The 13,987-nt window shown below is 58.6% G+C and carries 15 protein-coding genes; 8 read left to right on the top strand and 7 right to left on the bottom strand.

All coding sequences use genetic code 11. The annotated features are described in order from the left end of the window. The first annotated feature begins 111 nt into the window (after positions 1–111). The gene (locus ACIQJ2_RS14565; protein ID WP_400672883.1) at positions 112–1,302 is read left to right on the top strand and encodes a cystathionine beta-lyase; all 1,191 of its coding nucleotides are present in this window, start codon (positions 112–114) and stop codon (positions 1,300–1,302) included. Here the strand turns inward: ACIQJ2_RS14565 and ACIQJ2_RS14560 are convergent, their stop codons facing one another. Further along, on the bottom strand, positions 1,303–2,466 hold the full coding sequence (locus ACIQJ2_RS14560; protein ID WP_400672885.1) for an FAD-dependent monooxygenase: 1,164 nt from the start codon (positions 2,464–2,466) through the stop codon (positions 1,303–1,305). A gap of 29 nt (positions 2,467–2,495) precedes the next feature. Beyond that, positions 2,496–2,741, bottom strand: coding sequence for a zinc-finger domain-containing protein (locus tag ACIQJ2_RS14555; RefSeq protein ID WP_199147101.1), 246 nt, complete (start codon positions 2,739–2,741; stop codon positions 2,496–2,498). 202 nt (positions 2,742–2,943) lie between these two features. Between ACIQJ2_RS14555 and ACIQJ2_RS14550 the strand changes: the two genes are divergently transcribed. Continuing rightward, positions 2,944–3,729 carry an alpha/beta fold hydrolase gene (locus ACIQJ2_RS14550; protein WP_400672888.1) on the top strand — a complete coding sequence of 262 codons (786 nt, stop codon included), beginning with the start codon at positions 2,944–2,946 and terminating at the stop codon, positions 3,727–3,729. 21 nt (positions 3,730–3,750) lie between these two features. Here ACIQJ2_RS14550 and ACIQJ2_RS14545 read toward each other — a convergent pair whose 3' ends face one another. Beyond that, positions 3,751–4,551, bottom strand: coding sequence for an enoyl-CoA hydratase-related protein (locus tag ACIQJ2_RS14545; RefSeq protein WP_199147097.1), 801 nt, complete (start codon positions 4,549–4,551; stop codon positions 3,751–3,753). A gap of 76 nt (positions 4,552–4,627) precedes the next feature. Between ACIQJ2_RS14545 and cysE the strand changes: the two genes are divergently transcribed. From cysE to clpA, 5 genes are all read left to right on the top strand, one after another. Continuing rightward, positions 4,628–5,491 (top strand): serine O-acetyltransferase, encoded by an 864-nt coding sequence (gene cysE / locus ACIQJ2_RS14540; RefSeq protein WP_199092120.1) that lies wholly within the window; start codon positions 4,628–4,630, stop codon positions 5,489–5,491. A 127-nt stretch (positions 5,492–5,618) separates the two neighbouring features. Next, positions 5,619–5,822 (top strand): DUF3126 family protein, encoded by a 204-nt coding sequence (locus tag ACIQJ2_RS14535; protein WP_112340852.1) that lies wholly within the window; start codon positions 5,619–5,621, stop codon positions 5,820–5,822. 376 nt (positions 5,823–6,198) lie between these two features. Next, positions 6,199–6,564, top strand: a complete 366-nt coding sequence (locus tag ACIQJ2_RS14530; protein ID WP_199147095.1) for a phasin family protein — start codon at positions 6,199–6,201, stop codon at positions 6,562–6,564. A 285-nt stretch (positions 6,565–6,849) separates the two neighbouring features. Further along, entirely contained in the window at positions 6,850–7,203 is a 354-nt protein-coding gene (clpS, locus tag ACIQJ2_RS14525; RefSeq protein ID WP_199092123.1) for an ATP-dependent Clp protease adapter ClpS, read from the top strand. A gap of 10 nt (positions 7,204–7,213) precedes the next feature. Further along, positions 7,214–9,739 carry an ATP-dependent Clp protease ATP-binding subunit ClpA gene (gene clpA, locus ACIQJ2_RS14520; RefSeq protein WP_400746538.1) on the top strand — a complete coding sequence of 842 codons (2,526 nt, stop codon included), beginning with the start codon at positions 7,214–7,216 and terminating at the stop codon, positions 9,737–9,739. A 106-nt stretch (positions 9,740–9,845) separates the two neighbouring features. Here clpA and ACIQJ2_RS14515 read toward each other — a convergent pair whose 3' ends face one another. The 4 genes from ACIQJ2_RS14515 to ACIQJ2_RS14500 all read right to left on the bottom strand — a co-directional run bounded on the left by ACIQJ2_RS14515 (position 9,846) and on the right by ACIQJ2_RS14500 (position 12,914). After that, on the bottom strand, positions 9,846–10,277 hold the full coding sequence (locus ACIQJ2_RS14515; RefSeq protein ID WP_199150084.1) for an HIT family protein: 432 nt from the start codon (positions 10,275–10,277) through the stop codon (positions 9,846–9,848). A gap of 142 nt (positions 10,278–10,419) precedes the next feature. Continuing rightward, entirely contained in the window at positions 10,420–11,607 is a 1,188-nt protein-coding gene (locus ACIQJ2_RS14510) for a GNAT family N-acetyltransferase (protein ID WP_400672898.1), read from the bottom strand. Positions 11,608–11,727: 120 nt separating this feature from the next. After that, the gene (locus ACIQJ2_RS14505) at positions 11,728–12,447 is read right to left on the bottom strand and encodes a glycerophosphodiester phosphodiesterase (protein ID WP_400672900.1); all 720 of its coding nucleotides are present in this window, start codon (positions 12,445–12,447) and stop codon (positions 11,728–11,730) included. Further along, positions 12,447–12,914 carry a RidA family protein gene (locus tag ACIQJ2_RS14500; protein ID WP_092715564.1) on the bottom strand — a complete coding sequence of 156 codons (468 nt, stop codon included), beginning with the start codon at positions 12,912–12,914 and terminating at the stop codon, positions 12,447–12,449. Before ACIQJ2_RS14500 ends, ACIQJ2_RS14505 begins: the two co-directional genes overlap by 1 nt. A gap of 135 nt (positions 12,915–13,049) precedes the next feature. Between ACIQJ2_RS14500 and ACIQJ2_RS14495 the strand changes: the two genes are divergently transcribed. Continuing rightward, a complete protein-coding gene (locus ACIQJ2_RS14495; RefSeq protein ID WP_400672903.1) occupies positions 13,050–13,877 on the top strand; it encodes a cell envelope integrity EipB family protein in 828 nt (275 codons plus the stop codon). Positions 13,878–13,987 lie beyond the last annotated feature (110 nt).

Here is a 13,987-nt window from a genome sequence, read left to right as displayed (position 1 = left end):
TCGTTATTTTAGCCTTGCAATAATATGCTGTGTCGACAGGATCGGGGTTGACCCAACTGGACTTGCTCGCCACAAAACCAGCTTCCTACAGCGCCAAAGGCATATCCGGACATGAAAGACAAAGACACACTCCTGCAGAACGCCGGCATCAACACGCGTTTGTCCCACATTGGCAATTCGCCATTCGACTTCCACGGCTTCGTCAATCCACCCGTCGTGCATGCCTCGACGGTGCTGTTTCCCAATGCCCGCGTGATGGAGACGCACGACCAGAAATATACCTACGGCACCCGTGGTACACCGACGACCGACGCGTTGTGCGAGGCGATGGACGCGCTGGAAGGTTCGGCCGGAACGGTCATCGTGCCCTCAGGCCTTGCCGCGGTCACGGTGCCGTTTCTGGCCTATCTGTCGGCAGGAGACCACGCCCTGATCGTTGATTCGGTCTACGGTCCCACCCGGTTCTTCTGCGATACCATGCTGAAGCGCCTCGGCATCGAGGTCGACTATTACGATCCGTTGGTTGGCGCCGGCATCGAGCAATTGTTCAAGCCGAACACCAAGCTGGTTCACACAGAGGCACCGGGTTCCAACACCTTCGAAATGCAGGATATCCCGGCGATTTCCGCTGCCGCTCACCGGCATGGTTGCGTGGTGACCATGGACAATACCTGGGCGACGCCGCTCTATTTCAAGCCGCTCGATCATGGTGTCGATGTTTCCATTCATGCGGTGACGAAATATCCGGCGGGCCATTCGGATATCGTCATGGGAACCGTCTCCGCCAACGCGGCCCACTGGGAGCGCTTGCTCGACGCGCACGGCCAGCTTGGCATTTGCGGTGCCCCGGACGACGCCTATCAGGTGCTGCGCGGGCTGCGTACCATGGGCGTGCGTTTGGACCGTCATCAGGAGAGCGCGCTTGAAATTGCACGCTGGCTCGAGGGCAGGGAGGACGTCGCAAGGGTTCTGCACCCGGCGCTGCCGAGTTTCCCGAGCCATGACATCTGGAAGCGCGACTTCAAGGGCTCGAGCGGCATTTTCTCCTTCGTGCTGGCCGTCGATAGCCCGGAGAAGTTCAAGGTCAAGGCGCATGCCTTCCTTGATGCGCTGCGGATATTCGGCCTTGGCTATTCCTGGGGCGGATTCGAAAGCCTTGCACTTCAAGTCAACCTGAATGACCGGCGCGTCACCAAGGCGCCGACCGAAGGGCCGGTCATCCGTCTGCAGATCGGCCTCGAAGACGTGGCCGATATCAAGGCTGATATCGAAAAGGGCTTTGCGGCAGTCAGGCAAGCCTGATCAGCCAATGGCGCGATAGCCATAGATCCAGTCCATATCCGCCGCAAGACTTTGCGGCGGGCGCAGGGAGAGGACGAGGTCTCGGGCCACGCGGATCGGCCCGCGGGCATGGTAGGCGAATTGATTGAACGCGGCGCGTTGGCGCAGCCGGGCAATGCGCGGCGTACGATGTTTTTCAAAGAGGTCGAATGCCTCCGCCGGCGGGCGCGTCACCAGCATGCCGGCCAGCTCGAAGGCATCCTCGATCGCCATGGCCGCACCCTGGGCGGCAAACGGCATCATCGCATGCGCCGCATCGCCGATCAGCACCGTGTCGCTGCCATTGTGCCAACGGCCGGCTTTCATCTCATAGAGGGGCCAGAAGCTTGCCTGCTCCTGTGTTTCGAGCATCTGTATGATCGCACTGTTCCAGCCGGAGAAGCCGCGCAGCATCTGCTCGCGCTGTGCCTTGTTGCTGGCAGTGCTCCAATCGCGGCTCGAACTGCTGCCGGAAACGATGGCGACGATGTTGAAAGCGGCATTTTCCCGGATCGGGTAGCAGACAAGGTGGCTGGCCGGACCAAGAAATGCGGTGACGCTGGTGCGGTTCAGGATCGCAGGCGCTGAAGCTTCCGCAATGGTGAAACGCCAGGCGATATTGCCGGAGAAGACGGGTGAGGGAGAGGCTGGCACCATTGCGCGAGCCTTCGACCACACGCCATCGGCGCCGATGACGATATCCACGTCTCGACCGGCGATGCCGGCAAGTGTCTGTCGATCTGTAATCTCGATTCGCTGGCCCAGATGAAGCGTGCAAAATGCATTGGCTATCACGGCTTCCAGAAGCACCTTCTGCAGCGTGGCGCGATGTGCCGTACCGTAGGGCGCGCCCCATCGTTCTCTGGCGAAATTTCCGCACGGGACGGATGCGACGGGTCGCAACGAGGAGGCCGAGACAAGCCGCACCTCTTCCGGCTCGAGCCAGACTGCCCGAAGGGTATCGAGCACGCCGAGCGTGTCGAGAATGCGGGAGGCGTTCGGGGAAATCTGCAGGCCGGCCCCGACTTCGGTCAGAGCTTCGGCCTGCTCGAAAATTTCGGAACGTATGCCATGCCTTGCCAACGCTAGCGCCGTGGTCAATCCGGCTATTCCGGCGCCGATGATTGCGGCTGTCTTGATCGGCATTTCTCTATGTCCGATCGACGGCTATCGTATCAGGCCGCCTTGAAATGGAAGACGCAGCCCGGCGGGTTGGTCTGATCGGCCTTCAGCGACGGATTGTAGCGATAGAGCGTCGAGCAGTAGGAGCAGACCTTCTCGTTATCGTCGCCCATATCGATAAAGATATGTGGATGATCGTAAGGAACCGAGGCGCCGGTGCACATGAATTCCTTGACGCCGATCTCGATAACGCTGTGTCCGCCGTCGTTCTGGAAATGGGGAATATTGTGACCGGCCATGATGATCTCCGAATGCGTCTTGCCTTGAGCGGCATGAATGTTGCGCCAGACTTGGTAGCCCCTCTTTATAATCCTTCTCATCGATTGTGTAGTGCGAAAGTCCGGCTCGGCGCAGAGATTTTCACCGTTGCGGGGTTCACCTGATATCGCCGATAAAATATGGTCCGGCATCAGGAAAACCCCTGTTTGCAAAGATAATGCCATGAATTTGAATGCTCCTTCGATGTCCCATTTCGTCAGGGATGGCCTGAAGCTCGCCTTTTTCGATGAAGGTGATCCGAACGGTCAGCCCGTGCTGCTGATTCACGGCTTTGCCTCGACGGCGATTGCGAACTGGGTTCATCCAGGTTGGCTGAAGACTCTGGGCGATGCGGGTTATCGGGTGATCGCGATCGACAATCGTGGGCATGGCGCAAGCGACAAGCTTTATGACGCCGATGTCTACCATCCGTGGATCATGGCCGAAGACGCGGTCGCGCTACTCGATCATCTGGGCATCCCGGAGGCCCATGTCATGGGCTATTCCATGGGTGCGCGCGTCGCAACTTTCATGGCGATAGCGTATCCGGATCGCGTCCGCTCGCTGGTCCTCGGCGGCCTTGGTATCGGTATGGTCGAGGGTGTAGGCGATTGGGATCCGATTGCGGATGCGCTCGTTGCTCCGTCGCTCGACGATGTCACGCATTTGCGCGGCCGCATGTTCCGCGCCTTTGCCGAACAGACCAAGAGTGACCGCCAGGCGCTCGCCGCCTGCATTCAGGGGTCGCGCGATCTGGCGACAAAGGAGGATGTGGCGAAGATCGAGGCGCCGACCTTGATCGCGGTTGGCACCAAGGATGACATCGCCGGCTCTGCCCGGGAACTCGCCGAGTTGATGCCGCATGCCGAGGCAGTCGACATCCCGAACCGCGATCACATGCTTGCCGTCGGAGATAAGGTCTTCAAAACAGCTGTTCTCGAATTCTATAAGCGGATCGAGGACCGGTAGGCCCGGATCTGGCCGATCAGGTCACTCGCCGGTGAAATGCGGCTTCCGGCGCGCGGCAAAGGCGGCGCGTCCTTCCACATAATCCGCGCTATCGAAGGTTTCGGCGCCGATTATCTCTGCCTCACGCAGCAGATCTCCATTTTGTTCAAGGACGGCGCGGGCCGCGAGTTTCGAGGCATGTAGCGAAATCGGCGCATTTGCGGCGATCGCATGGGCGAGGGCGGAGATTTCGCCGTCGAACGAACCGGCTTCAATCTCCTCCAGCAAAAACCCGGACGCCGCCATTTTCTCGCTGGACATCGGCGCGCCGGTAAAGAGCGCGACTTTTGCCATCTGGGGTCCGAGTGCGTTGATGATATCTTGCACCGCGTCGGCTGGATAAGCGATGCCGAGGCGGGCGGCGGGAATGGCGAAGCGCGCGCCTTGCTCGGCGATCCGCAGGTCGCAAGCAGCGGCGAGCCCGAAGCCGCCGCCGTAGCAGATGCCGCGGATCGCCGCGATCGTCGGCACGCGGCAGTGGCGGACGGCCTCGAAGGCTTGGCTGTTCAGCGCTTCATAGGCGACGGCAGTCTCGGAATTCTTGCGCACGCTATCGAATTCGCTGATGTCGGCACCGGCGGAAAAGTCGGCGCCGATGCCGCGCAGAACGATCACATGGGCATGTGCCTTGTCGGTCAGCATGCGCAGGGCCTGGGGAATGGCTCGCCACATGGCAGCGGTCAAGGCATTCTTCCTCGCGGGATTGTTGATCGTGATCGTGCCTATGGCGTCGCTGCCGGTGACACGAAGGAGACCGCCGGCAAAATCATGCTCCAAATTCATCCGCGCTCGATCCATTTGTCTTGTGTGCCATTTACTCTATATAATGCATTCCTGACAGCAAATCGGGAGACCGCCAATGGTCGCAGTAACGGATATTCGCCCCTTGGAGGGCATGGGTGCGGTCAAGGTCGTGGATCCCATATGGGATAGCATGCGCGAGGAAGCTCGCACCGCCGCCGAGCGTGACCCGCTTCTCGCGGCCTTCCTCTATTCGACGATCATCAATCACCGCTCGCTGGAAGAATGCGTCATCTATCGCATCTGCGAGCGCCTCGACCATCCGGACATGCAGGCGATCCTTCTGCGGCAGACGTTTGAGGAAATGTTGGCCGACTGGCCGGAATGGGGATCGATCCTGCGGGTCGATATCCAGGCGATCTACGATCGCGATCCGGCCTGCCTTCGTTTCCTTGAGGCGGTGCTCTATTTCAAGGGTTTCCACGCGTTGCAGACCCATCGTCTGGCGCACTGGCTCTACAATCGCGGCCGCCGCGATTTCGCTCTTTATCTGCAGAGCCGCTCCTCCAGCGTCTTCCAGACCGATATCAATCCGGCTGCACGCATCGGCAAGGGCATCTTCCTCGATCACGCGACCGGCCTCGTGGTCGGCGAAACGGCCGTGATCGGCGACAACGTGTCGATCCTGCACGGCGTCACCCTCGGGGGCACCGGCAAGGAAGGGAGCGACCGCCATCCGAAGATCGCCCACGGTGTTCTGATCGGCGCCGGAGCCAAAATTCTCGGCAACATCCAGATCGGTCATTGCTCGCGCATTGCCGCCGGCTCCGTTGTTTTGAAGGAAGTGCCCCCGAAGACCACGGTTGCCGGCGTGCCGGCCAAGGTTGTCGGCGAGGCCGGTTGCTCCGAGCCTTCACGCTCCATGGACCAGCTGCTGGCCGAGCAATTAGTCGTGGATCAGATTATGGGCGCCGGAATCTAGGGGAAATGTAGCCTGATTTTCGGAAGCGCGAGGCGCCTCAAAAGGTGTATGGCGCGGTTCCGGTCTTTACACTGCCGCTTTTCCTATGCAAGAAGCGGCCAACCAGAGATCCTCACGGAGAAGCATTGTGAAGCCTGAAGAAATCAAGAAACTCGACGCCTATTTCAAGCGCACGTTCAACCCGCAGATGGTCGTGAAGGCACGTCCGCGCAAGAACGATTCGGCTGAAGTTTATCTCGGCGAAGAGTTTCTGGGCGTCGTCTATATCGACGACGAAGACGGCGACCGCTCCTACAATTTTTCGATGGCTATCCTGGACGTCGATCTCTAATTCGCCTCTGCGACCCTGTGTTGCAGTCGAGTTCTCGAGCTGCATTTCGTTGAAATGCGGCTCTTTTCTTTGTTCATCGCGGCAGATGCCACGATTGGCGGATCAAAAGGCCATTTGCGCAAGCGATCGCTCCGCCCATGATTTTCCCCGAAAATGGTGATATTTCTCTCGAAGCCTGTGGTTGCAAGGGCTCTAATATATATTAGAGAAATCATAATGATGCAGTGCAAACATCCGCGCTGACATGGGATTGTTACCGGGAATGCAATCAAGGGTAGATATTGCGTCGCACAAGACTACTTGACTAATTGTGCGTCGCATTTAAGCTTCTTGCCTGTAAACCGGCCGCCGGCCGGCCAACAAGGGACGGAGAAGCATGTTCAATTTCGACGAAGCAAATAAGAAGGGCAAGGAAGCCATCGACACGGCGCTGAAGAGCTATTCCGATGTCAGCAAGGGTTTTCAGGCCATTGCCGCTGAAACTGCTGAATATTCGAAGAAGTCCTTCCAGGACGGTGTTTCGCACTTCGAAACGCTCGCCGGCGTCAAGAGCTTCGAAGCCGCCTTCGAACTTCAGAGCACCTATGTGAAGTCCGCCTACGAAAATTTCGTTGCCGAAGCCACCAAGCTCGGCGAAATGTACGCCGATCTCGCCAAGAATGCCTATAAGCCTTACGAAGCGCCGGTCGCCGCTGCGACGAAGGCTGCTAGCAAGGCCGCAGCGACTGCAACTGCTGCCTGATCCCTAGCTGAAAGCTGAAATTCCCCGAAAGACCGGCTGCGTTACGCGCGGCCGGTCTTTTTGTTTTCGCATATCGAACCGGCGTCGAGATTATGCCGCGACTTTTTCGGCTGCGGCCCCCTTTGTCAGCGAATTGTGATTGCAGTGTCCGGTAAGGGGCTTAAAATCACGCCAATATGAACTACCTTAGTGGTTCGGATATCTGGCCCGACCAAGTGAATGAACCAAACCCAGTGCCAAGTCGGAATGCGATAGCTTCTGCCGGATGATTTGAGGAAGAATGAAATGATCGCAGAGCCGATCCGGATGCAAAACAACAGCGAAAGGAACGGGGACAACGGAAATCGCGGGACCTCGGTGATTACACGCACCAAGCCCAAAACCAAGAAACCCAACCTGTACCGCGTGCTGCTTCTGAACGACGACTATACGCCCATGGACTTCGTGATCCATATCCTGGAGCGTTTCTTTCAAAAGGATCTCGAAAGTGCCACCCGCATCATGCTTCATGTCCACAACCATGGCGTCGGCGAGTGCGGGATATATACATATGAAGTAGCTGAAACGAAGGTGAGCCAGGTGATGGATTTTGCCCGGGAACACCAGCATCCGCTGCAATGTGTTATGGAAAAGAAGTGAGGATCTGAACGTGCCAACATTTTCGCCTAGTCTTGAGAAGGCGCTGCACCAGGCACTGACTTACGCGAACGAGCGGCATCACGAGTATGCCACGCTGGAACATCTGCTTTTGGCGCTGGTAGACGACGCCGACGCCGCAGCTGTCATGGGCGCGTGCAATGTTGATCTCGACGCGCTCCGTAAGACTCTGACTGAATACGTCGATAATGAACTGTCCAACCTGATCACGGGCTATGACGAGGACTCCAAGCCGACCTCCGGCTTCCAGCGCGTCATTCAGCGCGCCGTGATCCATGTGCAGTCGTCCGGTCGCGAGGAAGTGACGGGCGCCAACGTTCTCGTCGCGATTTTCGCCGAACGGGAAAGCCACGCTGCATTTTTCCTGCAGGAACAGGAAATGACCCGCTACGACGCGGTCAACTACATCTCTCACGGCATCGGCAAGCGCCCGGGTTCCTCCCAGACCCGCGCTCCGCGCGGCGCCGAGGAAAGTGAATCCGAGAGCAAGCCTACCGCCCGCGGCGAGCAGGAGGAAGGCAATGGCAAGAAGCAGCAGGATGCGCTGAAGGCCTATTGCGTCAACCTCAACGAGAAGGCCAAGAACGGCAAGATCGACCCGTTGATCGGCCGCCATTCGGAGGTCAACCGCACCATCCAGGTGCTGTGCCGCCGCTCGAAGAACAACCCGCTTTATGTCGGTGACCCCGGCGTCGGCAAGACGGCGATCGCCGAAGGCCTTGCCAAGCGGATCGTCGAGGGCAAGGTTCCGGAAGCTCTGGCCGATGCCACGATCTTCTCGCTCGATATGGGCACGCTGCTTGCTGGCACCCGTTATCGCGGTGACTTTGAAGAACGCCTGAAGCAGGTCGTCAAGGAGCTCGAAGAGTATCCGGGCGCTGTGCTGTTCATCGACGAAATCCACACCGTCATCGGTGCTGGCGCCACTTCAGGCGGCGCGATGGATGCGTCGAACCTGCTGAAGCCGGCTCTTTCCTCTGGCGCGATCCGTTGCATCGGTTCGACCACCTACAAGGAATATCGTCAGTTCTTCGAAAAGGACCGGGCGCTCGTCCGGCGCTTCCAGAAGATCGACGTCAACGAGCCGAGCATCGAGGATGCCATCGAAATCATGAAGGGCCTGAAGCCCTATTTCGAAGAGTATCATCACCTGCGCTACTCGAACGACGCCATCAAGTCGGCTGTCGAGCTGTCGGCTCGCTATATCTCCGACCGCAAGCTGCCGGATAAGGCGATCGACGTCATTGACGAGACGGGTGCCGCCCAAATGCTGCTGCCGCCGTCCAAGCGTCGCAAGCTGATAACCGAGCGCGAGATCGAGGTGACGATCGCCACCATGGCCCGCATACCGCCGAAGACGGTTTCCAAGGATGACGAGATGGTCCTCGCCAACCTCGAACAGGAACTGCGTTCGGTCGTCTATGGCCAGGACACGGCTATCGAAGCACTCTCGACCTCGATCAAGCTGGCGCGTGCCGGCCTGCGCGAACCGAACAAGCCGATCGGCTGCTATGTCTTCTCCGGCCCCACCGGCGTCGGCAAGACGGAAGTCGCCAAGCAGTTGGCATCGTCGCTCGGCGTCGAACTGCTGCGCTTCGACATGTCGGAGTATATGGAGCGTCACACGGTTTCCCGTCTGCTCGGAGCACCTCCCGGCTATGTCGGTTTCGACCAGGGCGGCCTCCTGACCGACGGCGTCGACCAGCATCCGCACAGCGTGGTCCTGCTCGATGAAATCGAGAAGGCGCATCCGGATATCTTCAATATCCTGCTGCAGGTCATGGACCATGGCGCGCTGACCGACCATAACGGCAAGAAGATCGACTTCCGCAACGTCATCCTGATCATGACGACTAATGCGGGTGCTTCGGAAATGGCCAAGGCCGCCATCGGCTTCGGTTCGTCCAAGCGTACGGGCGAGGATGAAGAGGCTCTCAACCGCCTGTTCACGCCGGAATTCCGCAACCGTCTGGATGCGGTCATTCCCTTCGCGCCGCTGCCGACAACCGTTATCCACAAGGTCGTGCAGAAGTTCATCATGCAGTTGGAAGCGCAGCTTTCCGAACGGAATGTTACCTTCGATCTGCACGAGGACGCCATCGCCTGGTTGTCCGAAAAGGGCTACGACGACAAGATGGGCGCCCGTCCGCTGGCGCGCGTCATCCAGGAAAACATCAAGAAGCCGCTGGCGAACGAGATCCTCTTCGGCAAGCTGAAGAAGGGTGGCGTCGTCACCGTCACGGTCGGCAAGAAGGAAGACGGGACCACCGGCATCATTCTCGATGCCACTGCCGATACGGCACCGATCCGGCCGAAGCCCGAAGCTGAGGTTGGCGAACCGCCGGTCGAGGTGGAAGAGGACGATGGTGACACCACCGTCAAGACCAGAAGCCGCGTGAGCAAGGCCGGCGCAGCCGCCGATGCTCGCCGTTCGGCAAAGGCCGCTGCGGAAAGCGGGGAGCCGGAAGGCAAGTCGCCACGCAAAGGCGGCACGGTTCCAAAGGTTCCGCGCAAGTAACTGGTGAAACAGGCTCAAAATGAAAGGCTGCATTGGAAACAATGCAGCCTTTTCAGTTTGTTAAAAAGGATTCCTGATTAAAAACATCAGAAAATTCTGTCGAATGTCATCCGCGGAGGGCTTCGATGATCTTCTTGGCATTGTCAGCCAGAATGGCGCCGTCTTCCATCTTGCCCGAATGCGGCTTCAAAGCCACGCCTTCGTGGCGAGGGATCACGTGGAAGTGGAGATGAAAAACGGTCTGGCCAGCGGAAGGCTCGTTGAACTGGGCGATATAGACGCCATCGGCGTCGAACGCCTCCTGAACCGCGACAGCGACTTTCTGAACGACGGCAATTGCATGCTGAAGCGCTGCCGGATCGGCGTCGAGAATGTTGCGGGAAGGCGACTTCGGCACGACGAGCGTATGGCCTGATGACTGCGGCATCACATCCATGAAGGCGACGGTGTGCTCATCCTCATAGACGCGATGGGATGGAATCTCGCCCTTCAGGATCTTTGCGAAAATATTGTTGCTGTCATAGGCCGGGCTGGTCATCCAGGGTCTCCTCATCTGCAGTTTCGATTGTGCCGAATGTCCAGAGCATTTCCACCCCGAACGGAGTCGCAGAAATGCTCTATCTCTTTGTTTTTACGTAATTCCGGACGCAAAACCGCTGCGCACTTTTGTCGGAATTGCTCTAAATATCCTGCCGCTCACCCTTGCGGAAGGGGCTGTGTTCGGTGAGAATTTCGCTCATCTCCTCCACCTGTTCCCGCTCATGTTTCAAATAGTCGGCAACGGCGCGCCGTAGGCCTTGGTGGCCGATATAATGCGCGGAATGGGTGAGCACGGGAAGATAGCCGCGTGCGAGCTTGTGCTCGCCCTGTGCGCCGGCTTCGACCCGCTTCAATCCCTTGCTCAGCGCGAAATCGATCGCCTGATGATAACAGACCTCGAAATGCAGGAAGGGGTGATCCTCGATGCAGCCCCAGTGCCGTCCATAGAGCGTTTCGCCGCCGATGAAATTGATGGCGCCGGCGATATAGCGGCCCTCGCGTTTCGCCATTACGAGCAGGACATCATCAGCCATGCGCTCGCCGATCAGCGAATAGAATTTTCGGGTCAGATAAGGTCGGCCCCACTTGCGGCTGCCCGTATCCATATAGAAGGCGAAGAATTGGTCCCAGATCTCTTCTGTAAGGTCGCGGCCGGTCAGCCAGTCAATGGTAATGCCGCCTTCGAGCGCGGCGCGGCGTTCTTTCTTCAGTGCCTTGCGCTTACGGGAGGCGAGGGTTTCCAGGAAGGCATCGTGATCTGCGTAGCCTTCGTTGATGAAGTGGAACTGCTGGTCCGTGCGATGCAGATAGCCATCCGTTTCGAAGACTGACGCCTCGTCTTCCGGAAGGAAGGTAATGTGGGCAGAGGAAACACCGAGCTGCCGCGTGACTTCCTTCAGGCTTTCGGCAAGCGCCGGCTGGATTGCCTCGCGATCCTGCCCCTCGGCAACAAGCAGCCTTGGCCCTGTGGCGGGTGTGAAAGGTATCGAGCATTGCAGCTTCGGATAGTAGCGGCCACCAGCGCGCTCGAAGGCGTCGGCCCAGCCGTGATCGAAGACATATTCGCCTTGGCTATGGCTTTTCAGATAGCCGACGACAGCCCCGATCAGTTCGCCGCGGTCTGTTTCCAGCAGCAGGTGATTGCCGAGCCAGCCCGCTTTGTCAGTCGCCGAGCCGGACTCCTCAAGCGACGAGAGGAAAGCGTGCGAGACGAAGGGATTATATGGCAGCACGCTGCCGGTTCTTGAGGCTCCGGCGAGCTTGGACCAGCTTTCCGGGGCGATGTTCTTGAAGGATCGTTCGACTCGAATGGATAATTCGTCTGTCATCAAACTCTTGCGCTAACGAGGAGGGCGGACTCTTGCCGCTGCGCCATGCGCCCCATGGGCGCGCTTCAAGCGCAGCGGCAAATTGGTTTGCGCAGAACCTCTCCTTCGATCGAACTCGATTTACGAGGTAGCGCGCGGATCAAAACCTTCGAAGGTCATCTGGTCTGCATTGGCGAATGTGTGCTTGCGGGCCGCTTCGTCGCGCACGGTCCAGGTGATGACCGGAATGCCGCGCTGGCGCTGCGCCGTGATGAAGGGGTTGGGCAGATGGCCAAAGAAGTACGAGATGAAGTCTAGCCCAAGCTGCATGGCTTCGTCATGCTGAAAAAATGTCTCAGGCTTGTTTCCCTCGGCGGTGAGGCCGACTGGATAGGGAGACCCCAGGGCCTTGAGATCCTTGAGCAGCCAGTGATCGAAGCTCATAAGGGACACATGTCCTTTGTAGCCTTCCAGCACTTCGAGCACGGCTTCGGCAAAACCTTCATCGTCGCCCTCGCGTCCCTTGAGCTCCAGAACCAGCGGTACTTTGCCGTCGCAAAGCTGCAAAAGCTGCTTCAGCGTCGGGATCTTGTCCTTGGTGCCGCCGATCGAAAGCAGCCCGAGTTCGGCCGAGGTGCGATCGCGCACTTCACCCGGCAGATTGCAGACGCGCTGCAGATCGTCGTCATGGAAGACGACCGGAACGCCGTCCGAGGCGTAATGCAGGTCGCACTCGATGGCAAAGCCGGCCTCGATGGCGCGGCTGAAGGCCGAGAGCGTATTCTCCCAGACTTCCTTGTTCATGTCATGATAGCCGCGATGGGCGACGGGACGCTCAGTCAGCCAGGCAAGCTTGCTCATCAGGCGATTTCCAGAATAGCATCGATTTCGACGGCGGCGTTCAGCGGCAGAGCTGCCATGCCGACCGCGGCGCGGGCGTGCTTGCCAGCTTCACCCAGTACATTTGCCAGAAGATTCGAGGCGCCGTTGATCACAAGATGTTGTTCGACGAAATCGGGTGTCGAGGCGACGAAGCCGTTCAGCTTGATCAGCCGCTTGATGCGGCCGAGGTCACCGCCGAGCGCAGCCTTCGCCTGAGCGAGAATGTTGATGGCGCAGAGTTCGGCTGCGCGCTGGCCGCCGGCGACGTCGACATCCTTGCCGAGATGGCCCGTCACGCCGATCTTGCCGTTTTCCATTGGCAGCTGGCCCGAGAGGTAGAGGAGATTACCGCTGATGACATAGGGAACGTAGTTGGCGGCCGGTGCTGCGGCCTGCGGCAAAACGATGCCAAGTTCCTTCAGGCGACCCTCTATTGCGTCGGACATTTTCATCTCCCGTTTTGTTGTAAAAACTTCAAAAATCCGGCATCAAGACTAAATTCCGTCAATCGGAACAGGCAGCCTCGTTTCAGCCGAAAGCGTTCTTATAACATCGCGTGCGAGTCCAACAGGAGATAATGAATGTTCCGCTCGAGTATTGCTGCCACCGTTGTTTCGGGGCTGGGCATTCTGTCACTGGGGACCACGGCTGCTCATGCGGCCGGCCCGAGCGGCTTGATCGCGCACCGCGCCGTCTATGATCTGGAGCTGAAGGATGCTCCCGATCGCTCCGGCATTGCCGGCATGTTCGGCCGCATGGTTTATGAGTTCAACGGTTCCGATTGCACCGGCTTTACCACCAACTTCCGCTTCGTGACGAAGATCGACACCGGCGACTCCACCCGCGTCAGCGATCAGCAGACCACCACATTCGAAGATCTCGGCAAGCGGATCTTTCGCTTCGAGACCAAGTCATACACCGACAGCCAGCTCGACAAGGACGTGCGGGGCGCTGCGGTCGACGACCAGAAGGGTATAAAAGTCGATCTCACCCAGCCGCATAGCAAGCAGGTCGAGTTGATCGAGAGCCGTTTTCCGACGGAGCATATGCTCGACATCATCCACAATGCCAAGCTCGGCAAGAACTTCTTCGAGGCGCAGGTCTTCGATGGCTCCGACGATGGCGACAAGCCACTGATCGCCACCACTGTGGTGGGTAAGGAGCAGACGCCGGCGAAGGACGATCCCGACGCCGCCAAGGCGGGTGCTTTCGCCACCACGGCCTTCTGGCCGGTCACGGTCGCTTATTTCAACGAGAAGTCCACCGGTGACGCCATGCCGGTCTACCGCATGTCGTTCAAGCTCTATGAGAACGGCATAACCAGGGATCTCACCATGGATTACGGCGATTTCTCCTTGACCGGCAAGCTCACCAAGCTTGAGGTCCTCGACACCAAGGCATGCCAGTAGCTCTCCGCCAGCGCGCCAGGCGCGAAACTATCGTCATAAAACTGTGATCCAAGTTTCACTATTGTGTGAAACGGTCGGCACGCAGGGGTGAGTCTATTTCACACCTGTGC

This window comes from Rhizobium sp. NPDC092011 (assembly GCF_044756305.1).
Lineage (GTDB): Bacteria > Pseudomonadota > Alphaproteobacteria > Rhizobiales > Rhizobiaceae > Rhizobium.
Note: the sequence above shows the minus strand (reverse complement) of the source record. Positions and strands in the feature narration are given on the sequence as shown.